General features: G+C 66.3%; 24 protein-coding genes and 1 pseudogene. 6 read left to right on the top strand and 19 right to left on the bottom strand.

The features are described from left to right. Positions 1–38: 38 nt before the first annotated feature. From ASF31_RS03690 to ASF31_RS03675, 4 genes are all read right to left on the bottom strand, one after another. Positions 39–1,727 carry a cisplatin damage response ATP-dependent DNA ligase gene (locus ASF31_RS03690; protein WP_055753802.1) on the bottom strand — a complete coding sequence of 563 codons (1,689 nt, stop codon included), beginning with the start codon at positions 1,725–1,727 and terminating at the stop codon, positions 39–41. Between the two features lie 98 nt (positions 1,728–1,825). Beyond that, a complete protein-coding gene (locus ASF31_RS03685) occupies positions 1,826–2,302 on the bottom strand; it encodes an RcnB family protein (RefSeq protein ID WP_055753411.1) in 477 nt (158 codons plus the stop codon). Positions 2,303–2,426: 124 nt separating this feature from the next. Further along, the gene (locus ASF31_RS03680) at positions 2,427–4,244 is read right to left on the bottom strand and encodes a response regulator (RefSeq protein ID WP_055753410.1); all 1,818 of its coding nucleotides are present in this window, start codon (positions 4,242–4,244) and stop codon (positions 2,427–2,429) included. A gap of 80 nt (positions 4,245–4,324) precedes the next feature. Further along, positions 4,325–4,621 carry a BolA family transcriptional regulator gene (locus ASF31_RS03675; RefSeq protein WP_055753801.1) on the bottom strand — a complete coding sequence of 99 codons (297 nt, stop codon included), beginning with the start codon at positions 4,619–4,621 and terminating at the stop codon, positions 4,325–4,327. A gap of 45 nt (positions 4,622–4,666) precedes the next feature. On the opposite strand from ASF31_RS03675, the gene ASF31_RS03670 reads away from it, so the two are divergent. Beyond that, positions 4,667–5,335 carry a J domain-containing protein gene (locus tag ASF31_RS03670; protein WP_017506027.1) on the top strand — a complete coding sequence of 223 codons (669 nt, stop codon included), beginning with the start codon at positions 4,667–4,669 and terminating at the stop codon, positions 5,333–5,335. A 4-nt stretch (positions 5,336–5,339) separates the two neighbouring features. Here ASF31_RS03670 and ASF31_RS03665 read toward each other — a convergent pair whose 3' ends face one another. Together ASF31_RS03665 and ASF31_RS03660 are read right to left on the bottom strand one after the other, a co-directional pair. Next, entirely contained in the window at positions 5,340–6,017 is a 678-nt protein-coding gene (locus ASF31_RS03665; RefSeq protein WP_055753409.1) for an SDR family oxidoreductase, read from the bottom strand. Between the two features lie 39 nt (positions 6,018–6,056). After that, complete coding sequence (locus tag ASF31_RS03660; protein WP_200918563.1) at positions 6,057–7,232, bottom strand: N-acetylmuramoyl-L-alanine amidase; 1,176 nt, start codon at positions 7,230–7,232, stop codon at positions 6,057–6,059. A 508-nt stretch (positions 7,233–7,740) separates the two neighbouring features. On the opposite strand from ASF31_RS03660, the gene ASF31_RS03655 reads away from it, so the two are divergent. From ASF31_RS03655 to ASF31_RS03645, 3 genes are read left to right on the top strand one after another with little or no spacing between them, the layout of a single operon-like run. Further along, positions 7,741–10,479: a ribonuclease E/G gene (locus tag ASF31_RS03655; protein ID WP_055753407.1), complete on the top strand. Its 2,739-nt coding sequence runs from the start codon at positions 7,741–7,743 to the stop codon at positions 10,477–10,479. 59 nt (positions 10,480–10,538) lie between these two features. Next, positions 10,539–11,933 (top strand): M48 family metalloprotease, encoded by a 1,395-nt coding sequence (locus ASF31_RS03650; protein ID WP_055753406.1) that lies wholly within the window; start codon positions 10,539–10,541, stop codon positions 11,931–11,933. Positions 11,934–11,957: 24 nt separating this feature from the next. Further along, positions 11,958–12,737, top strand: a complete 780-nt coding sequence (locus tag ASF31_RS03645; protein WP_055753405.1) for a thioredoxin domain-containing protein — start codon at positions 11,958–11,960, stop codon at positions 12,735–12,737. A gap of 19 nt (positions 12,738–12,756) precedes the next feature. On the opposite strand, the gene ASF31_RS03640 is transcribed toward ASF31_RS03645, so the two are convergent. Together ASF31_RS03640 and ASF31_RS03635 are read right to left on the bottom strand one after the other, a co-directional pair. Beyond that, positions 12,757–14,478: a hypothetical protein gene (locus ASF31_RS03640; protein WP_055753404.1), complete on the bottom strand. Its 1,722-nt coding sequence runs from the start codon at positions 14,476–14,478 to the stop codon at positions 12,757–12,759. 62 nt (positions 14,479–14,540) lie between these two features. Continuing rightward, positions 14,541–15,785, bottom strand: coding sequence for an ectonucleotide pyrophosphatase/phosphodiesterase (locus tag ASF31_RS03635; protein ID WP_055753403.1), 1,245 nt, complete (start codon positions 15,783–15,785; stop codon positions 14,541–14,543). 99 nt (positions 15,786–15,884) lie between these two features. On the opposite strand from ASF31_RS03635, the gene ASF31_RS03630 reads away from it, so the two are divergent. Together ASF31_RS03630 and ASF31_RS03625 are read left to right on the top strand one after the other, a co-directional pair. Continuing rightward, positions 15,885–16,796, top strand: coding sequence for an ABC transporter ATP-binding protein (locus ASF31_RS03630; protein WP_055753402.1), 912 nt, complete (start codon positions 15,885–15,887; stop codon positions 16,794–16,796). Next, the gene (locus tag ASF31_RS03625) at positions 16,786–17,643 is read left to right on the top strand and encodes an ABC transporter permease subunit (protein ID WP_055753401.1); all 858 of its coding nucleotides are present in this window, start codon (positions 16,786–16,788) and stop codon (positions 17,641–17,643) included. Before ASF31_RS03630 ends, ASF31_RS03625 begins: the two co-directional genes overlap by 11 nt. A gap of 51 nt (positions 17,644–17,694) precedes the next feature. On the opposite strand, the gene ASF31_RS03620 is transcribed toward ASF31_RS03625, so the two are convergent. From ASF31_RS03620 to rpsE, 11 genes and pseudogenes are all read right to left on the bottom strand, one after another. Then, a complete protein-coding gene (locus tag ASF31_RS03620; RefSeq protein ID WP_055753400.1) occupies positions 17,695–18,174 on the bottom strand; it encodes a GNAT family N-acetyltransferase in 480 nt (159 codons plus the stop codon). Between the two features lie 90 nt (positions 18,175–18,264). Then, positions 18,265–18,684 (bottom strand): 50S ribosomal protein L17, encoded by a 420-nt coding sequence (gene rplQ / locus ASF31_RS03615; RefSeq protein WP_055753399.1) that lies wholly within the window; start codon positions 18,682–18,684, stop codon positions 18,265–18,267. 104 nt (positions 18,685–18,788) lie between these two features. Further along, positions 18,789–19,808: a DNA-directed RNA polymerase subunit alpha gene (locus ASF31_RS03610; RefSeq protein ID WP_017506040.1), complete on the bottom strand. Its 1,020-nt coding sequence runs from the start codon at positions 19,806–19,808 to the stop codon at positions 18,789–18,791. Between the two features lie 93 nt (positions 19,809–19,901). Next, positions 19,902–20,291, bottom strand: a complete 390-nt coding sequence (rpsK, locus tag ASF31_RS03605; RefSeq protein WP_013268944.1) for a 30S ribosomal protein S11 — start codon at positions 20,289–20,291, stop codon at positions 19,902–19,904. Between the two features lie 9 nt (positions 20,292–20,300). Beyond that, the gene (rpsM, locus tag ASF31_RS03600) at positions 20,301–20,669 is read right to left on the bottom strand and encodes a 30S ribosomal protein S13 (protein WP_026108555.1); all 369 of its coding nucleotides are present in this window, start codon (positions 20,667–20,669) and stop codon (positions 20,301–20,303) included. 138 nt (positions 20,670–20,807) lie between these two features. Continuing rightward, positions 20,808–21,539 carry an energy transducer TonB gene (locus tag ASF31_RS03595; RefSeq protein WP_055753398.1) on the bottom strand — a complete coding sequence of 244 codons (732 nt, stop codon included), beginning with the start codon at positions 21,537–21,539 and terminating at the stop codon, positions 20,808–20,810. A 27-nt stretch (positions 21,540–21,566) separates the two neighbouring features. Next, the gene (locus tag ASF31_RS03590) at positions 21,567–22,127 is read right to left on the bottom strand and encodes an adenylate kinase (RefSeq protein WP_017506042.1); all 561 of its coding nucleotides are present in this window, start codon (positions 22,125–22,127) and stop codon (positions 21,567–21,569) included. Between the two features lie 37 nt (positions 22,128–22,164). Beyond that, positions 22,165–23,544, bottom strand: a complete 1,380-nt coding sequence (secY, locus tag ASF31_RS03585; RefSeq protein WP_017506043.1) for a preprotein translocase subunit SecY — start codon at positions 23,542–23,544, stop codon at positions 22,165–22,167. Between the two features lie 265 nt (positions 23,545–23,809). Then, a pseudogene (gene rplO, locus ASF31_RS03580) lies at positions 23,810–24,265 on the bottom strand (50S ribosomal protein L15); the annotation flags it as partial. A gap of 142 nt (positions 24,266–24,407) precedes the next feature. Continuing rightward, positions 24,408–24,596, bottom strand: coding sequence for a 50S ribosomal protein L30 (gene rpmD / locus ASF31_RS03575; protein ID WP_055753396.1), 189 nt, complete (start codon positions 24,594–24,596; stop codon positions 24,408–24,410). 3 nt (positions 24,597–24,599) lie between these two features. Further along, positions 24,600–25,208: a 30S ribosomal protein S5 gene (gene rpsE / locus ASF31_RS03570; protein WP_055753395.1), complete on the bottom strand. Its 609-nt coding sequence runs from the start codon at positions 25,206–25,208 to the stop codon at positions 24,600–24,602. Positions 25,209–25,214: the final 6 nt, after the last annotated feature.

The raw sequence follows: 25,214 nt of genomic DNA, 5'->3' as shown, positions 1-25,214 counted from the left end.
CGCCTGATGCGACGATTGGAACCCCTGAAAGCCCGATTTCAGGCCTTTGCGATCCGTCCGCCGCCGCTTTCAATGGCGTCCAGCAGGTCCATCACGTCGTCGATGGTGTTGGCCTCTCGCGCCGGCTTGTCCCAGCGAATGCGGCTGACGCGCGGAAAACGCATGGCCACGCCCGACTTGTGCCGGGTCGAGCGATTCAGCCCTTCGAAGGCGATCTCCAGCACCAGGCCGAAGTCCCGCTCGGCTCGCACAGACCGCACCGGCCCGAACCGGTCGATGGTGTGATCGCGCACGAACTTGTCGAGCTGTTTCAACTCCTCGTCGGTAAAGCCGAAATAGGCCTTGCCCACCGGCGTCAGCGCGCCTTCCGGCGTCCAGACGCCGAAGGTGTAGTCGGAATAGAAGCTGGAGCGTTTCCCATGCCCCCGCTGGGCGTACATCATGACGGCGTCGATGACGTGCGGGTCGCGCTTCCACTTGAACCACGGCCCCTTGGGTCGCCCCGCCAGATAGGGGCTGTCCCAACGTTTCAGCATCAGCCCCTCTGCCGCCGCCCCGACCGGCGGATCGGCACGCAACCGCGCCAACTGATCCCAATCGGCATAATCGACCACCGGCGACAGATGCAGTCGCTCGCCGGTATGACCAGCGACCAAGGTCTCCAGCCGCGCCCGACGCTCGCGCAGCGGCAGGCCACGCAAATCCTCGCCATCCTCGGCAAGCAGGTCATAGGCGACGACCGCCGCCGGGAAGGCCTGCATCGCCTTGGCGTCGACCGACTTGCGATTCAGCCGCTGCTGAAGGTCCCCGAACGGCGCGACCGCCCCGTCGCGCCAGACGATCAGCTCGCCATCGATCGCGCCCTGAAACGCCAGGGCCTCCATCACATCGGGAAAGGCGGCTGAAATCTCGTCGCCCGTGCGCGAATAGAGCTTGCGGACCTCGCCCTCCAGCACAGCCTGCACCCGAATGCCGTCCCACTTCCATTCGGCCGCGTAGTCGGCCGGCGACAATTTGGGCAGGTCCAAGGCTTCATCGATGGCGACAGCCAGCATGACAGGTCGGAATCGGCCGGGCGCATCCGGGCTGGGCCGCTCCGCCCTGCCCTCCAGCCAGACGAACAGGTCGGCGTAGGGCGGCTCAACCGCGTGCCAGACCTCCTCGATGGCCGAGGCGTCGAGGGCCTCCAGGGTCATCTGCGCCTCGTCACCCTCCGGCGAAGGCGGCGCCATCACCGCGTCCGGGCGCATCATGGCCGCCGCCGTCTTGGCCAGCCGTGCCGACAGGCCTACGCGCAAGGCGCCGGTCATCAGCTTCAGCAGCGCCCAGCGCCCTTTCGGCTCCAGCGCATCCAGCCAACCCTCCAGAAGACCGCGCACCTCCGTCCGGGTCGCGGTCCTTAGCGCTTCAACGACCTCGGCCAATTCGGGCTCGCGGTTCGGCCGGTGGTCGGGCGTCACGGGCCAGATCAAGGCCACCGTCTCCGCCAGATCCCCCACATAGTCGTAGGACCAGCCGAACAGCACGCTGTCGACCCGCCCCTCGACCGCCTTTCGGATCATGGCCGGCTTGGCCGCGTCGAACGTCAGGTCGCCGGTCAGGGCCGCCAGCGCCCATCCCCGATCGGGATCAGGCGTCGCCCTCAGATAATCGCGCACCAGCACCAGCTTGGCGTTGCGCGAGGCCGTCAGGGACAGGCGGTCCAGTAGCTCGGCGAAGGCGCGCATCGTCATCCATCTTGGGCGCCAGAAGCGTCGCCGTCCTCTTCAGAACGAAAAACGCCCCGGAGGTTTCCCTCCGGGGCGCATCTCAAATCCTTGGCGGATCAGTTGAACAGGCCGGCGATCACGGCGGTGATCAGGCCGCCGGCGACGGCGGCGAGCACCACGTCATTACCGCTGCGGACGTATTGGTAGCCACGGGGCGGCGCACGCAGGCCATAGCGGTTATAGTCATTCACCACATAGGCGTTGGTCCGGTAGTAGGACGGCATCCGCTGGCCATAGCTCCAGGTCCGAACTGCATAGCCGCGCGGCGGGGCATATCGCGGAGCGTTGTAGCGACGCTCAGCCCGCTGCCAACGAGCGTAGGCGCGTTGTTCCTGGCGATATTCCTGACGGTCTTGGCGCTGGTCCTGACGGAATTCGCGGCGGTCGTCCCGACGGTCCTGGCGATGATCGCGACGGTCTTCGCGCTGCTCATAGCGGTGATCGCCGCGCGACTGGGCCGAGGCAGCGCCGGCGGCGCCCAGAGCGGTCGTGGCGATCAGGGCGGCCATCGTGGCGGTGAGGATCTTTCTCATTATCGTTGCTCCATCTGCGCCGAAGAGTTTCGACTTGAGCGCAGTTATGGAGCACGGCGGCTGAGGCGTGTCTGAACCGCCGCCAGTGGCTAAGGTTCATCTGGTGGACACGTCGCGGCCGCAATCAGGCGGCGACGGAGGCCTCCGACGAAGGCAGCGCCATTTGCGCAACTGCCTCGCGACCGCCGCTGACGCGACCCATCAGGGCGGCCAGAGCGCCGAAATCGATCGGTTTGTTCAGATAGGCGTCGGCGCCGGCCTGAAGACCGGCCTCGTGATCCTCATGACGCGCCGAGGCGGACAGGACCACGATGGGGGTGCCGGCGTTCTGGCCGCCTTCGCGGATCATGCGGGTCGCGGTCAGTCCGTCCATCACCGGCATGTTCACATCCATGATGATCAGGTCGAACGGCTGGTCCTTGGCGATATCGACCGCGACCTGACCATTTTCGGCCGTCGAAGTGACGTGGCTGGCCGAGCTCATCCAGGCCTCCAGGATCATGCGGTTCACCGGATGATCCTCGACCACCAGGACACGCAGCGATTCGCCGCCTTCGATCTCGGCATGAACCTCGGCCGCCGCGACGGGCTTGGCCCATTCCACCACCTCGGCCTCGATCTCCAGGGTAAAGCATGAGCCCTCGGCGAGCTTGGACGTCACCGTAATATCGCCGCCCATGATGTTGGCCATGCGCCGTGCGATGGTCAGGCCCAGACCCGTGCCGCCAAAGCGCCGGGTCGACGAGGTATCGACCTGGGTGAAGGGCATGAACAGCCGCTCCAGATCGGACGCGGCAATGCCCGCACCGCTGTCCTGGACGACGAATTCGAACCGCACGCGCTGATCCGATACGCGGTGTCCGCGCACGAGATAGTGGATCTCGCCGGCCTCGGTAAACTTGACCGCATTGGACAGCAGGTTCTGCACGACCTGACAGACGCGCAGCGGATCGCCGCGCACCACCGTCGGAATCTCGCCCTCCACGGTCGTGACGAACGTCAGGCCCTTGGCTTCGGCCTGGGCCTCGAACGGGCCGGTGATGCGCTTGTTCAAACCGTCGATGACGATATCGACGACCTCGAAGTTCATCTTGCCCGCCTCGATCTTGGTCATGTCGAGGATGTCGTTCAGTAGCGACAACAGATTGTCGCCGGAGTTGCGGATGATCGACAGATATTCGCGCTGCGTCGTCTCCAGTCGCGTCGCGCTGAGCAGTTGGGCCGCGCCCAGCACGCCGTTCATCGGGGTGCGCAGCTCGTGCGAGATCACGCCCAGGAAGTTCGACTTGGCGTCATTGGCGGCATTGGCCTTGTCGCGGGCCGCTTCCAGTTCCTCGATCAGATGCGCTTGGTGCGACTGGAAGGCCCGGATGCGGTCTTCGCGCAGCAAGGTCATGGTCACCAGCACGAATAGACCCGCCGCCGTGAACGGCAGGACAGCCAGCATCGACCAGAAGGCGTTGGTGCCCCACAGGCTGAACAGAATGATCGTCGCGGCCGCACCGTAGGGCGAAGAGATGATCAGGGCCTGACGCGGCGAGCTGCGAAGCTGGGCGAAGACCAGCACATAGCCGGAAATCAGCAGGGCGAGGGCCAGGGGCCGTCCGAACTCGGTGGGCGAGAACCAGGCCATCAGAGGCGCAATGGCCCAGGCGCCGGTCGTTACCGTGGCCACGATCGGGAAGATCACGCCCCAGTTGGTGCCGACGCGATGGCTCAGACGGTGTTCGACAAGTCCCCGCAGCGACCCGGCCGCCAGCGTGCCGCCGAACCACAGAAGCGCCGGCCACAAGCCCACCGTGCCCAGCAGACCCACGGCCCACGAGGCGATGATCATGTAGCGGAGATACTGCGTCTGCAGGATGGCGGTCAGCGCCTGGGCCGCGTCTCCGGCGCGTTGTTCGCCTTCGAGCGCCTTCACGACGCCATCGGATTCCACCATAAGCCCAGATCCCCACGTTCTGTTTGGTCGGATGACGCTAAGACGAAGGTTCTAAGACGATGTGAACGCAGTTCTTTCGCTCAGCCTGCCTCCTCCGGCGTCAGCGCCTTGATCGAAAGGGCGTGGACCGGTCCGGCCATCTCGTCCTTCAACAGCGCGTTGACCGCGCGCTGTCGCGCCAGCCGCGATTGCCCCTGGAAAGCGGCGGACACGATCACCAGATTGAAGTGGCTTTCTCCGCCAGGCTCGGCGTCCATTCCGCCTTCATGATGATGTCCGGCGTGGCGCCAGCTGTCGTCCTCGACCTCCAGACGCTCGGGCGATAGCCCTGCCGTCAGTTTTGCACGAATAATCGTCGCCACCGGGCCTTCAGACATGATCGATTCCTTGATGCTGTCCCAATCGGGCTTACACTTCGGCTGATGTCCGCCTCCTTTCAATACAAGCCGCGCTTCACCGACATTCGGGTGAAGCCGCCCAAGCCAGAGGAAGAGGCGGCGAAAGCCGACGTCCTTCACCTCAAGCCCGGCGAAAAGCCGTGCCAGTGGCCCGACTGTCGCCGGGCTGCTGCGGCCAAGGCGCCCAAGTCGCGCGAGCGGCTGAACGACTTCTACGAATTCTGCCAGCCGCACGCCGGCGAGTACAACAAAGGCTGGAACTTCTACGCCGGCATGAGCGAAGGCCAGATCCGCGCCGCCCAGGAAAACGAGGCCATGACTGGCGGGCGCCCGACCTGGGAGATGCAGGCCGGCAAGTTCACGCGCGAGGCCGCCGCCTTCGCCGCCAAGATGGGCACCTCGAACACCACCGGCGCCGGCTCATGGCGCGACAGCTTCGGCCTTTTCGGTCGCAAGGGCGATCAGGCGCCGCAGTCCGCGACCGAGGACCGCCGCATCGGCAAGCTGGAACGCGCCGCCTTGGCCGACCTCGATCTGGATCCGGGCGCCGACAAGGCGAAGATCAAGGCTCAGTATCACGAGCTGCTGAAGCGGTTTCACCCCGACACCAACAGCGGCGACCGCAGCGCCGAGGCCAAGCTGCAACGCGTGATCAAGGCGTGGAAGACGCTGAAAAAGGCCGGTCTGGCCTGACGGCCTAGTCGGCGTAGATCATCTTGCGTGTCAGGCCGCCGTCCACAGTCAGCACCTGGCCCGTCACGAAACTCGCTTCGGCGAGATAGAGCACAGCACCGGCGATATCCTCGGCGCGGCCGACGCGGCCGACCGGGTGCTGTTCGTGATCGACAGAACGCAGATCCTCGCCATCCGAAATCCAGCCGGGCGCAATGGCATTCACGCGGATTCGAGGGCCTTCACTAATCGCCAGGGCGTGTGTCAGGGCGAACAGCGCACCCTTGGACGCCGCATAGGCGTCGGTGTGCGGCTCGGACATGAAGGCGCGCGTCGAGATCATGTTCACGATGGCGCCGCCCTCGTTCAGCATCGGAATGGCGGCGCGGCTCATCAAAAAGGCGCCGGTCAGATGGCTGTCGATGGTCTTGCGCCAGTCCGCTAGCGACAGCTTAGCCAGCGGGCCGTTCACCGGGTCGGCGATGCCCCCGTTGTTGACCAGCAGCTCCAACGACGACCAGCCCAGCGTCTCAAACGCTTGTTTGACCGAGTCCTCATCACCCAAATCGCAGTCGATATGACGCGCTTCGCCCTCTCCCGGCTTCAGGTCGAAGGAGGCGACTTCCCATCCGTTGGCCAGCAAGGCCTTACAGACGCCCGTTCCGATCAGGCCCGATCCGCCCGTGACAATCGCTTTTTTCATGGTCCGAAAACCGGCGACGGCCGGCTTGGTTGCGCCGGATCAGGGCTGACCAGCGGCCTGGCTGTTCGTGGCGGCCATCATCGGGCTCGACGGTTCGCGGAAATAGCGATCAATCCCGTCCGCCACCGACTTCATCAGGCGACGGCGCGCGCGCTCGTCGGTCAGAAGCCGCTCGTCCTCGGGGTTTGTGATGAAGCCCATTTCCAGCAGCACGGCCGGCACGTCGGGCGCCAACAGGACAGCCAGGCCCGCATCGCGATGGCTGCGGCGCAAGAGAGGATGGTCCGAGCCCTCCAAATGGGTCAGCAGGACACGCGCGAACTGGGCCGAGCGGTTCTGGGTCGCGCGCTGGGTCATGTCGAGCAGGATGCGATCCACCGACGGATCACGGCCCGGCAGATGCAGCTCGCGATGCCAGTTGTCGCCGCGTGTGAACTCGCGCACGGCGCGGCCGGCGCCCTGCTCCGACAAGGTATAGACGCTGGCCCCGCGCAGCGCCGGATCGGCGCCGGCGTCGGCATGCAAGGAAATGAACAGATCGGCGTCGGCCTGACGCGCGATGGAGACACGGCGATAAAGGTCGACATAGCGGTCGTCGGTCCGCGTCAGGCGCACGCGATAGCGGCCGTTCTTCTCAAGCTCGGCCTTCAACGCCAGGGCGGCGGCCAACGTAACCTGCTTTTCCTGGGCGCTTGCGCCGCTGGCGCCCGGATCATTGCCGCCATGGCCGGCGTCGATGACAATCAGGGGGCGTTCAGCGCGGCGCGGCGGCGCGCTGGCGCGCGGCGCCGGCGTGGTCGAGGCGCGCGCGGCGGCTCCCGTCGCCTTCAGGTCCACGACATAACGATAATGGCTGACCCCGTCGCCGGGCGGCAGCAGGAAGCGCCGTTCGATCTCGCTGCCGCGCGCCAGTTCTAGCTGAACTCGCGACGAACCGCCGGACGACGTAACTTCATAAGAGCGCACTAGGCCCGAACCGCCACCGTTTAGACCACGCCCTGGCGCAACACCGCTGAGGGCCAGCACCACCCGGCCTTCGCCGCCCGCGTCGATGACGCGTCCTTGCGCCGTCTTGTCCAGATCGATGACGACGCGGGTCCGATCGCCATCGGCGCCGAAGCGCACCGCCAACACATCGCCCTGCGCGCCCCAGGCGAAACCGCGCGTTGCGGACAGACCGCCCATGCAGATGACCACGAAGGCCAGGGCGGTCATCGCCCACTCCTTCGCGCCCCAGCGCATCAGACCTGTCAAAACGCGACCGCTCATCTGCGTCGGCGAACCCGGTTTAAGCCTACTTGAACCCCATCATGACAGAGGCTCGTATTCAGGGGGTTAAGGCGAGCGCCTTTTAATTCTCCCGTTGCAAGACTATGCTGTGACCGCTCGCGAACCGATCGCGCCGATTTCGCCTCTGCGAATCTTGGCGCGCCCTCCTCGCGGCGTTGACTTTCACCAATCCTAGAACCGCCCCGGCCTGGCCGATGGTTCGAAGAGCGGACCAGGGACGCGGCCTTCCCAAGGGATTGGCGCGCCCGGTTCAGGACCGACGACTTAATGGGCCTTTCCGCCTGCGTTCCCCAACGGCTTGATCAAGCCTTCTTCGCCGTTCTCGGCGAGGGGATGTCGCGCGCGCCGGCCCTCACCTTCATTCGGCGAGCCGCCATGACCCTGTCCGGAGATCCGGGACGGTCGGCCTGCGCGCGCCAGAGAGAGACTTTCCATGTCAAAGACAATGCTGATCGATGCGGCGCATCCCGAGGAGACCCGGGTCGCCATCGTGGACGGGCGCAAGATTGAGGAATTCGATTTCGAATCCCGTGCGAAGCGCCAGCTTCGCGGCAACATCTACCTCGCCAAGGTCACTCGCGTAGAGCCCAGCCTGCAGGCCGCCTTCATTGAATACGGCGGCAATCGCCACGGCTTCCTCGCCTTCAACGAAATCCACCCCGACTACTACCAGATCCCCGTCGCCGACCGCGAAGCCATCATGGCCGAGGCGCATGACGATGAGGACGAAGACGATCTCGACCGCGAATCGACCGGCGATGACGTCGACCCCGAATCGGCGCTGGCCGACGAAGAGCGGCTGAAGCGCCGCCTGATGCGTCGCTACAAGATCCAGGACGTCATCAAGCGCCGCCAGATCCTGCTGGTCCAGGTCGTCAAGGACGAGCGCGGCGCCAAGGGCGCGGCCCTGACCACCTGGCTGTCGCTGGCCGGCCGCTACTGCGTGCTGATGCCTAACACCGGCAAGGGCGGCGGCATTTCGCGCAAGATCACGAACACCTCTGACCGTCGTCGCCTGAAGAGCGCCGTCTCGGCCCTGGAAGTGCCCAAGGGCATGGGCCTGATCATCCGCACGGCGGGCGCCAAGCGCACCAAGGCCGAGATCAAGCGCGACTATCAATATCTGCTGCGCCTGTGGGAAACGATCCGCGAGACCACCCTCGCCTCTCACGCCCCCTCGGTGATCTACGAGGAAGAGAACCTGGTCCGCCGCGCCGTGCGCGACATGTTCGACAAGGATTTCGACGGCATCCAGGTCGAGGGCGTCGAGGGCTTCAAGGAAGCGCGCGACTTCATGCGCGTGCTGATGCCGGCGCAGGCCAAGAAGGTTCACCTGTATCGCGGCTCGCGGCCCCTGTTCGCGGCCAATGGCATCGAGGAACTGCTGACGCAGATCCATCAGCCGGTCGTGCCGCTGAAGTCCGGCGGCTATCTGGTGATCAACCAGACCGAGGCCCTGGTGGCCATTGACGTCAACTCGGGCCGCGCCACCAAGGAACGCAACGTCGAGCAGACGGCGTTCAAGACCAATATGGAAGCGGCCGAGGAAGCCGCCCGCCAGCTGCGCCTGCGCGACCTCGCCGGCCTGGTCGTCATCGACTTCATCGACATGGATGAGGGCAAGAACAACCGCGCCGTCGAGCGCGTGCTGAAGGAGGCGCTGTCCTCCGACCGCGCCCGCATCCAGATGGGCCGCATCTCGCCCTTCGGCCTGATGGAAATCAGCCGCCAGCGTCGCCGCCTGGGCGTGATCGAGGGCGCGACCGAGGCCTGCCCGCACTGCCAGGGCACGGGCCGCATCCGCTCGGCCGAATCCGCCGCCCTGATGACCCTGCGCGCGGTCGACATCGAGGCCGGCAAGAACGGCGCGGGCGTCCTGGTGCTGAAGGTCTGCACCGCCGTTGGCCTGTACATCCTGAACCACAAGCGCGCCTATCTGCAGTCGCTCTTGGAACGTCGCGGCCTGAACGTCATCGTCCAGATCGACGACAGCCTGGGTCAGGGCGAACACAATATCGAGCGCACCGAGACGAACGAGGACTTCGTCGCGCCCGAGATCGAGATGCCCAACCTCGACGACGACTTCGACGCCTCGCTGTACGAAGACGAGGATGAGGACGACGACGAGGAGATCATCGCCGACGACGATGACGACACGGTCGAATCCCTGGACCGCGAAGACAGCGACGACGACGAACCGCGCGAACGTTCGGAACGTCATGAAGGCGGTCGCGATCGCGGTCGTGGGCGCAACCGTCGCCGTCGCGGCGGTCGTCGCGACGAGGAAACCTCCGACGTCGAGGCCGTCGATACGGTCAGCGCTGACGACGCCTCGGACGATGAGGAAGACGAAAACGGCCGCCGCCGTCGCCGTGGCCGCCGTGGCGGTCGCCGCGTCCGCGAGGATGGCGAGCGCGACGTCTACACCTGGGTTCGCGGCCGCACGCCGTCGCTGGACGACCCCTATGTCTGGTTCGACCCGCTGAACCCTGGCCGCTCGGAAGGTCGTCCGGAACGCGGCGAGCGCCCCGAGCGAGCTGAACGCCCCGCTGTTGCTAAGTCCGAGATCGAAGGCCTGGATGTCGTCGTCGCCAATAACGGGGCTGGCGAAGGCTCCGGCGAGGAAGGCGGCCGTTCGCGTCGTCGCCGTCGTCGCGGTCGCGGCCGTGGCGACGGTCCCGTCAGCCACGAGATCAAGGTCGAGAACCGCGCCACCAACGAAGGCATGCCGCCCGACGGCTCGCCCGAGACGCCGATGGCCGTCATGGTTGAGCCGACCGAGGCCGTCGAGCCAGCCGCCCCGGCCATCGCGCCCGAACCTCAGCGTCGTCGCGTGCGCCGCAAGTCGGCCAGCGCCAATGTCGAGATCGCGACCGAACCGCATCCCGACACCGCCATTGAGCCGAACGAAGCCACGGTCCAAGGCGCGCCGGTAGAGCTGGACGTGACGCCCCACGAGGCGCTGGCCGCCGAACCGGCCGAGGTCGTCCCGGTCGAGCAGCCTGCCGCGCCGGTCGCCCCGCCCGTTTCGGCCGAACCCCAGCCGGCCGTCCTGGCCGAGCCGTTCGTGGCGCCGACGCCCGAGGTGGATGTCGAGGCGATCATCGCCGAAGATCCGAATCAGATCGTCGCACCGCCCGAAAAGCCCAAGCGCGGGTGGTGGCGCCGCTGATCGGTCACGATTAGACTGTCTGGATACAGGCGGGGGCCGGTCGTTGTTGGAGTAGAGCCATGAGATGGCTTCCCCGATCTGCATCCCGCGTTCTGGCGGCGACGGCCTTGATGGCTGTTTCCGTCGCCGGCCAGGCCTCCGCGCAAAGCCTGATCCGCGACACCGAGGTCGAGGGCATCGTGCGCGAATGGGCCGACCCTGTCTTCGTAGCCATGGGGCTGAACCCGAACGACATCGAAGTCCTGCTGGTCAACGACAACGACCTGAACGCCTTTGCGACACGCGGCCGGATCATGGGCGTCAACACCGGCCTGATCCTGCGCACCAAGACGCCCGGTGAACTGCTGGGCGTGATGGCGCACGAGGCGGGCCACATCAAGAACCGCCACACCTTGCGCGACGGGGCCGAGAACGCCAGCAAACAGCCGATGTTCATGACGATGGCGCTGGGCGCCCTGGCGATCGCCGCCGGCGCGCCGGACGCAGGCGTGGCCCTGCTGGGCTCCAGCCAGTATTTCGGCGCTCTTGGCGCGCTGCATTATATGCAGAGCCAGGAAGGCGAGGCCGACATCTCCGGCGCGCGGGCGCTGGAGGCGGCCGGTGAATCCGGCGCCGGACTGGTGTCTTTCTTTGAGAACTTCCGCTCGCAGGAGGTCTTCTCCGACGCCCGCCGCTATCCCTATTTCCGCAGCCACCCCCTGTCGTCGAACCGGATCGAAAGCCTGCGTCGCTACGTGCAGGAACAGCCGCACTACGACCATCGCGACAGCCCCGAACGTATGGCGCAGCACGCGCTGATCCTGGCCAAGATCCACGCCTTCATGGATGCGCCGAACGCCACCCTGCGCGACTATCCATCGACCGACACCTCCCTGCCCGGCCGCTACGCCCGCACCATCGCCTGGTATCGCGACGGCCAGACAGACAAGGCCCTGACGGCGGTGGATGCCCTGATCGCGGGCGACGTGAACAACCCCTATTTCCAGGAACTGAAGGGCCAGATCCTGTTCGAGGAAGGCCGCCCGGCCGAGGCCGTCGCCGCCCACCGCGAGGCGGTCCGCCTGAAGCCCGACGCCCCCCTGCTGCGCGTCAACCTCGCCCACGCCCTGATCGAGACCAACGACAAGGCCAAGCTGGACGAGGCCATCGATCAGCTGAAACACGCCGTCGTCGCCGAGAAGGACAACACCATGGCCTGGCGACTGCTGGCCCAGGCTTATGCTTCGCAAGGCAAGGAGGGCGAGGCGCGCCTGGCCTCGGCGGAGTACTATTTCGCCGGCGGGGACGAGAAACAGGCCACCCAATTCGCCCTGCGCGCCCGCTCCATGCTGGATCCCGGTTCAATCGAATGGCGACGCGCCGTCGATATCGTCCTGGCCTCGGGCGCCACGCCCGACGATCTCAACGACCTGGACCGCCGCGACGCCGCGCGCCGGCCCGCCACCCTCAACTGACCTTACCGCCGACTGCGAGCCTGAATGACCGACCACGCCCCCACGCCTGCGCCTGAAACCAAGACCGCCAAGCCTGCCTGGCTCAGCGGCGGCCGCGCCGGCTATCTGGCCCTGGGCCTGTCGGTCATCGCGCTGGGCTTTTCTGCCGCGCCCTATCTGACCGGCGGATCGAACGTGCGTGCGTATCTGCTGGAGCATCCCGAGGTCTTGCAGGAGGCGCAGATGGCGCTTCAGACCAAGGACGCAGAGGCCGCCGTCGAGGAGACGAACCAGGCCGCCGCCGCCAACGCCGGCCTCCTGGCGCCCGACGCCCGCGATCCGGCCTTCGGTCCAGCGAACGCCAAGGTCACGGTGATCGAATTCTTCGACTTCCGCTGCCCCGGCTGCAAGGCCGTGGCCCACGACTATCGCGCTCTGATGGCCGCCCATCCGGAGGTCCGCTTCGTCTTCAAGGACTGGCCCATCCTGGACCGTGGCGACGACATCACCTCCCAATATGCCGCCCGCGCCGCCCTGGCCGCGCACCAGCAGGGCAAGTATCTGGAGGTCTATGACGCCCTGATGACCGAGCGGGCGCTGTCGATCGAAGCGATCGACGCCATCCTGGCGGCGCATGGCGTGGACATGGCCCGCGCCAAGGCCGCGATCGCCGCGCCCGACACCACGCGCCACATCGCCGACATCCACACCACGGCCGCCGCCCTGCGCCTGCGCGGCACGCCGACCTTCTTCGTCAACGGCAAGGCCAGCCCCGGCATCGACCCGGCCGAGATCGGCAAACTGATCGAAGCAGCGAAGCGCTGACCAACCTGCGGCCGAGGCGTCAGGCCTCGGCCAAACTCATCTGTCCGCCGATCCATTCGACGCCGGCGTGGCGCAGGGCGTCATTGGCCGCTGTCTCGTCGCCCAGCGCCTGTTCGGCGCGGTAGAGGACGTAGTAGCTGTACGGGTCGTTCGGCCAATCCTTCAGCAGTTCGCCGATCTTGGCCTTGGCGCCCGCCGCATCGCCGGACGCCAGCATGGCGGCGGCCAGGCTTCGGCGCGTCGGATACCAGATCATCGGCGGATCGCCGCCCTCGGGCGCCATGGCCTGGATCGCCGCCGCCCGGCCATAGGCGGCGATGGCGGCGGGATAGTCTTGATCGATCATGGCCGCGCGGCCTTCTAGCACATTCTGGAACAGTTCGGCGAAACCGGTCTGACGATCCGCCATCGGGCCCTTGAACGCCTTGTCCGCCAGCAGGCCGGCGATGGCCTGGGCCTCGACCCGAACGGCCGCCGCATCGCCGCGCCGCGCCGCCGCCTCGCCCCGTGCATAGCGCCAACCGACCCGCATCAGCGGACGGCCCACGTCTGGTTCGGCCAGCGCCGCGACTTGGGCGTCCGATCCGAACCGGCCGTAAAGCGCATAGGCGTCCGCCGCCATAACCTGACGATAGACGACATAGCCGTCCTCGCCCGCCTCGGGCGGTCCCGCCAGCTGCGGATAGGTCGCCATATACCAGTCGGCCAGCTCCAGCCCCCGCTCGGCCCCGCCCGCCATCAAGGCGCCGCCCATGCCGAAATGGATGTTGTGAGCATGCAGCCGCATGCCGCGAATGCCGCCTGGCGGGCCGACCAGTTGGTCGTAGCTCTTGTCCAGCGCCACGGCGTTGACGTTGGACATCATCGCATCCTTGTAGCGCCCGACCCGATAGAAGGTGTGCGACGGCATGTGCACCAGATGGCTGGCGCCCGGCGCCAGCAGGGCCAGCCGCTCGCCATAGGCCAGCGCCCTGTGCGGATCGTCCGACCATTCGGTCAGGTGGATATACAGGTGAATGGCGCCCGGATCGTTCGGCTTCACCTTCAGGGCGTGCTCCAGGATCGCCATGGCGCGGGTGACGGCCGGATCGGTCGCCTTGCCGTCCTTGTCCCACCATTCGCCCTCGGGCTGGAGCATCCAGGCGTCGGCGGTGATCGAGGCGACCGATACGTCGTCGGCGTGACGCTTTGCGATCCGGTCCATGGCGCGGGCGTAACGCAAGGCGCGGGTCTTCTCCTTGCCGGAATAGCGCTGGATCAGGGCGTCGATCATCTGCCGCTGCATCGGCGTGGCGTCTCGGGCCAGACGCCGCGCGTCACGTGCAACGCGCAGGCCTGTAGCGATCGATTCGGGATCGCCGCCGCCGCCATTCAGGTTCGGCCCGATCGCCCAGGCCTCGCCCCAGGCGCACATGCCGCACGACGGGTCCAACTGCCTCGCCTTCCTGAACGCCCGCACCGATTCCGAATGCTCGAACGCCCAGCGCAGCCGCACGCCATGGTCGAACCAGGCCTGGGCCTCGGGGTTCTGCGTATCAACCGCGAAGCCCTCGTCGCCGAAGCCCGGGGCCATGACCATGTCGCGTGTCGGCAGGACATCGCCGACGGCGCCGACCCGGCCGCAGACCTGCGGATTGGTGATCAGGGCCACGGTCGCCGCCGTCGCCGTGGCGTCGGCGACCGCCACGGGCGCAATCAGACAGGCGACCGAAACCGTCGCGACCCATAGACTTTTGCGCATCTTCGCCCCTCTCCCTCTGGCGACCAGTGTGCGCTCAAATCGTCGGCTCGCCAATCACCCCATCAGGGCATGGTGACGGGCAAGGTGTCTTGCGCCCGCCCGTCGCCGGCCGGCGCCGCGATACCGAGCATCCGCGCTAGGAAAGGCTGCACATCGACACTGTCCATATCGGTCAGCCGACGCCCGGCGACCACGCCCGGCCCATGGGCGATGAAGATCGCCGCCATCTCCGGCGCCTGATTGTCATAACCGTGAGCGCCGCCCGCCCGCGTCACCGGCCGATCCCGCGTCGCCGTCAACCAGCCAGTCTCGACCAGACAGACGATCTGCGCCACGCGCGGGTTGGATCCATAGACCAGCCGCGCCGGCACATCGGCCTTGTTCCAGCATTCCATATGCGGATGGCGTCCGACCAGCTTCAGCTGCACCTCGGCCTCGCGGCCCGGCGCCGGATCGGCGGTCAGGACCGCTCCGCCATAGCCGATCTTCAGCGCAGCCGGATCGATGATGTCGTCGATCCACACGACCCGATCCGGCGAGGTCGCGGCCATGCCGTGATCCGACACCACGACCAGCATTGTGCGTTCATAAAGCCCCCTCGCCTTCAGCCCCTCGATCAACCGTGCCATCGAGGCGTCCACCGATGCGGCGGCGGCGCGCGTCTCGGGCGCATCGGGGCCGTTGCGATGACCGGCGGTATCGACGATGTCGAAATAGAGCGTCTCCAGCTTCGGTCGCTGATCCAACGGCAGGTCCAGCCACGACAGCAGACGATCCACGCGCGCATCGCCCGGCATTCCCTGGTCGAACGGCGCCCACTGGCTGGGCCTTACGCCGTGGATCTCGACCTCCGATCCCGGCCAGAACATGGTGCCGGTGCGCACGCCGGCCTTTTCGGCCGTGACCCAGATCGGCTCGCCCTGATCCCAGAAGCCGCTTTCCTTGCTGGCCATGGTGAAGGCGCCCAGTTGCGCGTCGGTGAACCGGTTGCCGACCACCCCGTGATGGTCCGGGTGCAGTCCCGTCACCAGCGTATAGTGGTTGGGGAAGGTCACGCTGGGGAACGACGGCCGCATCGACCCGAACGCGCCGCCGGCGACCAGTCCATCCAGCACCGGCGTCTGCCCCTTGCCCAGATAGTCCGGCGAGAAGCCGTCGATCGACACCAGGATGACCAGATCGGGACGGGTCGTCTGCGCGGCCTGCTCGACAATCGGAGATGTAAGGGCGGATTGCGGGGCCCCGGCGCAGGACGCGACGGCGAAGGCGGCGGCCACGGCCAGGCTGGCGGCGACGAAACGAGACATGAACTTACTCCAAGGCGACTCTGAACCATTGCCTAAACTTAATGGACGACAGCCACGCGACGGCTTGTGCGACCGGCGTTCACTCGCCAAGCTTGGCGTATGGAAACCGTCATCGACATTCGCGGCCTGACCAAGACCTACGGGACGGTAAAGGCCTTGGACGGCCTGACCTTGTCGATCCCGCGCGGCGGGGTCTACGGCATTCTGGGGCCCAATGGTGCGGGCAAATCGACGCTGTTTCGCACCCTGTTGGGTCTGATTCGTCCGACCGAGGGCGAGGCCACGGTGATGGGCGGTCGGATCGGCAATCCGGCCTCGATGCGGCGCATGGGCTCGATGATCGAGACGCCGCGCTTTCCGCCGTTCATGACCGCCCGCCAGGTGCTGGAATGGCTGGCCCGCGCCCATGGCGGCGTGTCCTCGGCCGAGATCCACAACTGGCTGCAACGCGTCGGCCTGACCGAGGCCGCCAATCGCCGCGTGAAGGGTTTTTCCGTCGGCATGCTGCAACGCCTGGGCGTCGCCGCCGCCCTGATGACCAAGCCGGATCTAGTCATTCTGGATGAACCGACCAGCGGCATGGATCCGCCCGGCATCCAGGAGATGCGCGCCCTGATCCGCAGCCTTGCCGACCACGACGGCGTGACGGTCATCCTGGCCAGCCACCAGCTTCAGGAGGTCCAGCGCGTCTGCGACCGCGTCGCCATCTTCAACAAGGGCAAGGTGATCACCGAGGGCCGCGTCTCCGACCTGACCGCCTCGGGCGAGCGTCTGCGCCTGTCCGTCACGCCTCTGGCTAAAGCCATGTCCGTGCTGGGCGACCGCGCGACGCTTGAGGGCGACGCGATCGTGGCCGCCCTGCCGCGTAGCGAAGCCGCCGCCGCCATCAAGGCTCTGGTCGAGGGCGGAGTCGATATCGAAGAAGCCCGCTGGATCGGCGCGGACCTGGAAGACGTCTTCATGAGCGAAACCGGCTGGACCGGCGTGCAGGAGCAAAACCGTGCTGGCTGACGCGATCCGTTCCGAAACCTACCGCCTGTCCAAGAACCGCACCGCCCTGTTCTGGAGCGTGCTGTTCATCCCCATCATGGGCTTAATCCTCGCCACCCTGGGCTTCGTCGTCGCCAAGGCCAACGAGGCCAAGCTGGCGGGCAAGCTGCCGCCGGACATGATGAAGGGCGGCCCGCTCGATCTGGGGATGGCCCTGGTCAAGAGCGCGGGCGACTTCGCCAATCCCGCGATCCTGATGTTCGTCCTGATCGGTGCAGCCACCATCTATGCCGGCGACTATCGGTGGGAGACCTGGCGGCTGATCAGCGCGCGCAACACCCGGCCGAACCTGCTGACCGGCAAGGTCGCGGTGGTGGGTCTGGTGATCGTGCTGGCGACCATCGCCGCCCTGATCTCCGACGTGATCGCCAGTGTAATCCAGGCGGCGGTGTTCGGCCGCCCCCTGACCTTCTCAATGACTGGCGCAGCCGCGACGGACTTCGGCCTGCTGACCCTGACCTCCTGGGCGCGCATCCTGCAGTTCACCATGCTCGGCCTTCTGGCCGCCGTGGTGACCCGCTCATTGCTTGCGGCCCTGTTCGCACCGCTGGTGATCGGCGTGGCCCAGTTCTTCCTGCCGCAACTGCTGCTGCCGATGGGCGTGAGGCCGGACGGCTGGCTTCTGCCCCTGCTGTCGCCCGGCATGGCCACCGACCTGCTGAAGGCCGCCATCGAGGGCGGCGCATCGGCGGCGCAACTACCCGATCATGCCGTACTCAAGGGCGTTCTCAGCCTGGCCTTCTGGATCGGCGTCCCCTTCGCCGCCGCCGTCGCCTGGTTCAACCGCCAGGATTTGTCCAAGGAATAGGCGGCGACGGACTACGCGCGCCTTCCGCAACCAGCCAGCCGCGGAAGGCGTCTACATCCGCGTCCTGGACGGCTGAAGCCGCTTTTCCATGAAGACGTCGGCGCGCACGTAGGGCGTGGGCCTTGGCGGCAGGTGAACGAAGCCGGCGCTTTCATACAGGGCGATCGCGGGTTTCAGGGCGCTGTTGGTTTCCAGATAGAGCCGGGCAGCGCCCGCTTGCCGCGCCGCCGCTTCGCAGGCCTCAAGCAGGCGCCGCGCCAATCCGAGGCCGCGCGCGGCGGGCGTGACCGTCATCTTGCAGACCTCGACCCCGTCGTCGGTCGGAATCAGAGCGCAGCACCCCACGGCCTGCCCATCCCGCTCCGCGATGAAGATCCGCCCGCCCTTGTCCAGGAACACCCCCTGCGGATCGTCGATGGCGAGCCGATCCTTGGCCTCGACGGCGAACCCGCCCTCGGCCAGCCAGGCCGTGTTCAGCTGCGCCCAGACGGCGGCGTGGTCGGGACGGAAATCAATGATGGCGACGCTCATTCATCTCTCATGCCCCGTGTCCGCGCAAAGCAAAAGGGCGGTCGGATTGCTCCGACCGCCCTTCCGGCGTTTGGTCATGCGACCAAATCTTTAGTCTTCGTCGCCGCCTTCGAAGGCCAGGACCGGACCGGAGTCCTTGCCCTTGGCTTCGACGTCGCGATCGACGAACTCGATGACGGCCATCGGGGCGTTGTCGCCGTGACGGAAGCCCGCCTTCATGATGCGGATATAGCCGCCGTTGCGCTCGCTGTAGCGCGGGCCGAGCGTTTCGAACAGCTTGCCGACTTGCGGCACGTCGCGAACCTGGCTGATGGCCTGACGACGAGCGTGCAGGTCGCCCTTCTTGGCGAGGGTGACCAGCTTCTCGACGAAGGGACGCAGTTCCTTCGCCTTGGGCAGGGTCGTGGTGATCTGCTCGTGCTTGATCAGCGAGGCGGCCATGTTCGCGAACATGGCGGTGCGGTGGCTGCTCGTGCGACCGAGTTTACGATGGGCGGCGCCGTGGCGCATCTGGGTCTCTCCTACTCCGGAACCGGTATCCTCAAGCGGACCTGGAACCGTAATCTTCTAACCGCCCCGACATTCTCCCGAAGGAGACGGGCGGAGGGTTGAACTTAGATCTGGTCGTCGAACTTCTTGGCCAGATCTTCGATGTTTTCGGGCGGCCAGTTCGGCACGTCCATGCCGAGGCTGAGGCCCATCGTCGTGAGAACTTCCTTGATCTCGTTCAACGACTTGCGGCCGAAATTCGGAGTGCGAAGCATTTCGCCCTCGGTCTTCTGGATCAGGTCGCCGATGTAGACGATGTTGTCGTTCTTCAGGCAGTTGGCCGAACGAACCGACAGTTCCAGCTCGTCCACCTTCTTCAGCAGCGCCGGGTTGAAGGGCAGGTCGGGCTTGCCGTCCGACTGCTCGACAGCCTTCTTGGGCTCTTCGAAGGTGATGAAGATCTGGAGCTGGTCCTGCAGGATGCGCGCGGCATAGGCCACGGCGTCAACCGGCGTGACCGCACCGTTGGTTTCGACTTCCAGCAACAGCTTGTCGTAGTCCAGCGACTGACCCTGACGGGTCGGCTCGACGCGGTAAGCCACCTTCTTGACCGGCGAATACAGGGCGTCGACGGCGATCAGGCCGATCGGCGCATCTTCCGGACGGTTCAGCTCGGCGGCGACATAGCCCTTGCCGTTCTGGACGGTCAGTTCCATGCGCACCGATGCGCCGTCGTCCAGCGTGCAGATGACGTGGTCGGGGTTCAGAACCTCGATGTCCGCCGGCACGTCGATCTGGCCGGCCGTCACCGGACCGGGGCCCGTGGCGCGCAGGGTCATGCGCTTGGGGCCTTCGGCGTGCATACGCAGCGCCAGTTGCTTGATGTTCAGGACGATGTCGACCACGTCTTCGCGCACGCCTTCCAGCGACGAGAATTCATGAACGACGCCGTCGATCTGGATGGCCGTGACGGCCGCGCCTTGCAGCGAGGACAGCAGAACGCGACGGAGCGCGTTGCCGAGCGTAACGCCGAAGCCACGCTCGAGGGGTTCGGCCACCAGGCGCGCCTTGCGCTGGGCGTCGGAACCGATCTCGATCTGCGGCTTCTCGGGACGGATCAGCTCTTGCCAGTTTCTTTCGATCATTTTGTCCCTCGAACGGGTTTCGCCTGCTCCGGCCTTGTCGACGAGGCCATGATGGAGCGGACGGAGATTGGGGGTGCCTTAGAACGCTATCGCTTAGACGCGACGACGCTTGGGCGGACGGCAACCATTGTGCGGCATCGGCGTGACGTCGCGGATCGTCGTGATCGTCAGACCGACCGACTGCAGCGCGCGCAGGGCCGATTCACGGCCGGAGCCCGGACCCGAGACGTTCACTTCCAGCGTCTTCACGCCGTGTTCCTGGGCCTTCTTGCCAGCGTCTTCCGCAGCCATCTGAGCGGCGTAAGGGGTCGACTTACGCGAACCCTTGAAGCCCATGTGACCCGCCGAAGACCACGAGATCGCGTTGCCCTGGGCATCGGTGATCGTGATCATGGTGTTGTTGAACGAAGCATTCACGTGGGCGACGCCCGAGGTGATGTTCTTGCGCTCGCGCTTCTTTACGCGACCCGGTTCCTTGGCCATGTGTCTGTCTTACTTCTTCTTGCCGGCGATCGGCTTGGCGGGACCCTTGCGGGTGCGGGCGTTCGTGTGGGTGCGCTGACCGCGGACCGGCAGGCCCTTACGGTGACGCAGGCCGCGGTAGCAGGCCAGATCCATCAGACGCTTGATGTTCATCGACGTCTCGCGGCGCAGGTCGCCCTCGACGGTGTGATCCTTGTCGATCGTTTCGCGGATCGACAGGACTTCGGCGTCCGTCAGCTGGTTCACCCGGCGAGCGGGCTCGATGCCCACCTTCTCGGTGATGTCCTTGGCGGCGGCGGGGCCGATGCCATGGATATACTGAAGCGCGATCTCTACGCGCTTGTTGGTCGGGATGTTGACGCCAGCAATACGGGCCACGAAATTCTCCAGATACGCGTTAGTCAGACGCAACAAACGCTCCGGTTAACAAACCAGGAGCGTGGCGCCCTTCGCGGGAAGGCGCCCTTATACAGATGATTCACCGGGCGTCAACATCCGCTCCCGCGCGGCGCCGCTTCAGCGTGGCGGGCGGCCGAAATCGACGCCGACGGTGACCCGCTGGCCCTCGACGGGGCGACCGTCTTCGGTCGGGGGCTGAAAGCGGAAATAGCCCGACACTTGCAGGCCGGCCGCGCCGAAGCCCAGGCCGGGGGGGGTCTCCTGAACGACGCGGCAACCGTCCAGCCGGCTGTCCAGGCGAATGACGCAGGACAGTTCGACCCGGCCGTACCGGCTGCGGGCGCCCGGCGGATGGTTGGCGCGAATCTGGCCGATGGTGGGGCCGGTGACCAGACGCGGTCCGGTCGAGCCGCTGCCGGGGCCGGACCCAGAGCCGACGCCGGATCCGCTGCCTGTCCCCTGCCCGCCCTGGCCGAAGCCGGGTTGCGGCGACGGCGACGGCGCGATCCCGACGACGGGCGCAGGCTCCGGCGCCTTGACAGGCGGGGCGGGAACTTCGCGGGGGCGTTCCTTGGGCGGAGGCGGCGGCGTGTGAATGACGGATGGCGCAGCGGTGGCGCCGCCGCCCGTCTCGGGCGCCGGGGGTTCGTTGGAAATCGGCGGCGGCGGGTCGTAGAGAACGACCTCGAACGGCGGTGGCTCAACCACGGGCGTCGGCGCCGGCCCCCTCACCTGTCCTAGCCACAGGAACAAGCCGATTTCCGCGACGGCGACGCCGACGAATATGCCCGCCATGCGCCAGCGACGCAGGCGGGTCTTTTGGGGTTTAGGATCGTCCAACTCGGTCATCAGGCGATCAACGCCCGAAAACGCAAATCAGGCCAAGGCCTCGTCGATCGCCTTGGCGACGGACTCGATCGAGCCCATGCCGTCGGCTTCGGTCAACTTGCCCTGAGCTTCATAGTAGGGAAGCAGCGGCGCAGTGTTGCGGTTGTAGGCCTCGAGCCGAACCTTGAAGGATTCGGGATTGTCGTCTGGACGGCCCTGTTCGGCGAAGCGCTTGGCGATCCGTTCGGTCAGGGCGGCGTCGTCAACCTTCAGTCGGACGACGGCGTCGATCTGAACACCGCGCTTGGCCAGCATCTCGTCCAGCGCCTCGGCCTGGGCCACGGTGCGGGGGAAGCCGTCGAAGATGGCGCCGCCGGCGGCCTCGGCCTCCGTCAGGCGATCTTCGATCAGGGCGATGACGATCTCGTCGGTGACCAGATCGCCGCGCGCCAGCACGTCCTTGACCTTGAGCCCCAGCTCCGAGCCCGAGGCGATGGCCGCGCGCAGCATGTCGCCGGTGGAGAGCTGGACCATGCCCTTCTCTTCCACCAGCCGCTTGGCCTGGGTGCCCTTGCCCGCCGCCGGCGGTCCGAACAGGATCAAGTTCATGCTTCAGCCCTCCCCTGGGCGTCTGACAACCTAAGACTTAGCGGCGAACGGGCGTGGGAGCGCCGCGACCGCCACGACCACGCAGCTTGGCCTTCTTGATCAGGCCTTCGTACTGGTGCGCCAGCAGTTGGGACTGGATCTGGGCCACAGTGTCCATGGTGACCGAGACGACGATCAAGATAGACGTTCCGCCAAAGTACAGGCTGTTGCCGAACTGGCTGACGATGAACTCGGGCAGCAGGCAGACTGCGGTGATGTAGGCGGCGCCGATCACGGTCAGGCGGGTCAGGACATAGTCCAGATATTCCGCCGTGCGCTTGCCCGGACGGATGCCCGGCAGGAAGCCGCCGTATTTACGCAGGTTCTCGGCCGTGTCTTCGGGATTGAAGGTGATCGAGGTGTAGAAGAAGCAGAAGAAGACGATCAGGGCGGCATACAGCGCCATAAACAGCGGCTGGCCGTGCGTCAGCTGCGCCGTCACCAGCGGCAGCCAGCTCATCCAGCTGGGCAGGTCGGCGTTAGCCGTCATGGTCGCAACCGTCGTCGGCAGCATCAGCAGCGACGAGGCGAAGATCGGCGGGATCACACCGGCGGTGTTGACCTTCAGCGGCAGGAACGAACGCTCGCCACCAGCCATGCGGTTGCCTTCCTGGCGCTTCGGATACTGGATCAAAAGACGGCGCTGGGCGCGCTCCATGAAGACGATGAAGACCACGGTGGCCACAGCCAGGATGGCGATGAACAGCAGCGCGAAGGCCGACATCTGACCTTGTTGGGCCAGGCCCAGCAGGCGGGCGATGGTGGACGGCAGGACCGCCACGATACCGGCGAAGATGATCAGCGAGATGCCGTTGCCGACGCCGCGCGCCGTCACCTGCTCACCCAGCCACATCAAGAACATGGTGCCGCCGGTCAGGGTCACGACCGTCGAAATGATGAAGAAGATGCCGGGGTTGTCGACCAGGCCGGCCGTGCTGTTCAGGCCCGCCGCGATGCCGAAGGACTGCGCCAGCGCCAGGAACACCGTCAGATAGCGGGTGTACTGGTTCAGCTGCTTACGGCCGCTTTCGCCGCCTTCCTTCTTCAGCTTCTCCCAGGGCGGATACACCGTGCCCATCAGCTGCACGATGATCGAGGCCGATATGTAGGGCATCACGTTCAGGGCGAAGATGGCCATGCGCTCGACCGCGCCGCCCGAGAACATGTTGAACATGTCCAGGATGCCGCGCTGACCGTCCGGGTTCTGGAAGAACTGCAGGAAGGCCTGCGAGTTGATGCCCGGGATCGGCACATAGGTGCCGATGCGATAGACCAGAAGCGCGCCCAGCGTGAACAGCAGGCGTTTATGCAGCTCGGTCGCTTTCGCGAACGAGCCCATATTCATATTGGCGGCGAGTTGTTCTGCGGCCGAAGCCATTATGCGTCCCCACGACTGATTGAGTCGTCAGATAGGCGAGAAGCGGCGCTCTTGCGAGGCCGCTTCCGTTCTTTCGTCGCTGCGATGTGTTCAGGCCACGGCCCAATCAGCCGCAACGACGCGTTGATCAGGCTTTGGCGGCGGCGCGCTTGGTGCGGGCCGAGATCTTGTTCTCGTCGCCCAGGCGTGCCTTGGCGGGCGGAACCTTGCCCTTGGCCAGGTTGCGCTTCTCGACGCGCGCAGCGGCCTTGGCTTCAGCTTCGATGCGTTGCTCGACGACCGAGCCGCCAGCGGCCTCGATGGCCTTCTTGGCGCCGGCGGTGGCCGACCAGACGACCAGGTTCAGCGCTTGCTTCAGCTCGCCGGTGCCCAGCAGACGCACGCCGTCCTTGACGCGACGGATCACGCCGGCGGCGACCAGGGCGTCGCCCTTCAGTTCGGACTTGGCGTCCAGCTTGCCGGCGTCGACGGCGTCTTGCAGGCGCCACAGGTTCACTTCAGCCAGCTTCAGAGCATTGGCGTTGTTGAAGCCGCGCTTGGGCATACGCATGTACAGCGGCATTTGGCCGCCTTCGAAGCCGCCGATGGCGACGCCCGAACGCGACTTCTGACCCTTGACGCCACGGCCAGCGGTCTTGCCCTTGCCCGAACCCGGGCCACGGCCGACGCGCATGCGCTTCTTGTGGGCGCCTTCGTTGTCGCGGATTTCGTTCAGTTTCATGTGCCTGATCCTTTCGGGTGCTAGCGCCCGGACATCGTCCGGACTCGGCTTGGAAAAAATGAAGGGCCGCTGATAGGCGACCCTCTGGGTATTCGCAAGTGCAGAAACGCCCTCCCCCGGGTCCGGGAGAGGGCGAAACGGCTTACTTTTCGACGATCTCGGTCAAGTGGGCGACCTTGGCGATCATCCCGCGAACCGAAGGCGTGTCTTCCAGGGTCGATTCACGACCCAGGCGGTTCAGACCCAGGCCCACCAGGGTGGCGCGCTGGTCGTTCTTGCGGCGGATCGGCGAACCGGTCTGCTTGACGGTGAGGGTTTTCTTCTCAGCCATGACTTAGGACTCCACGGCTTCGGGCGCTGAGGCGCCGTCGTTGCGGCGGCCCATCAGATCCGCGACCTTCTTGCCGCGCTTGGAGGCGACTTGACGGGGCGAGGACTGGACCTTCAGCGCTTCGAACGTCGCGCGGATCATGTTGTAGGGGTTCGACGAACCGGTCGACTTGCCCACGACGTCCTGGACGCCGAGGGTTTCGAGCACGGCGCGCATCGGACCGCCCGCGATGACGCCGGTCCCGGGAGGGGCGGCGCGCATCATGATCTTGCCGGCGCCCCAACGGCCGTTGCCGTCGTGATGCAGCGTGCGGTTCTCGCGCAGCGGAACGCGGATCATCGTCTTCTTGGCTTCTTCAGTCGCCTTGCGGATGGCTTCCGGCACTTCGCGCGCCTTGCCATGACCGAAGCCGACGCGACCCTTGCCGTCGCCGACGACCATCAGGGCTGCGAAGCTGAAGCGACGGCCGCCTTTGACGGTGGCGGCGACGCGGTTGATGTGCACCAGCTTCTCGACGATGTCGGAATCTGGACCATCAGCAGCGGGACCGTTGCGGTTGTCACGACGGTTGCGATCGTTGCCGCCGCCGCCGCGTTGGGGTTGTTGCGCCATCTGTCG

Source organism: Brevundimonas sp. Leaf280 (assembly GCF_001422455.1).
Lineage (GTDB): Bacteria > Pseudomonadota > Alphaproteobacteria > Caulobacterales > Caulobacteraceae > Brevundimonas.
The sequence above is the reverse complement of the archived record's forward strand: the minus strand, read 5'-3'. Positions and strand labels throughout refer to the sequence as shown.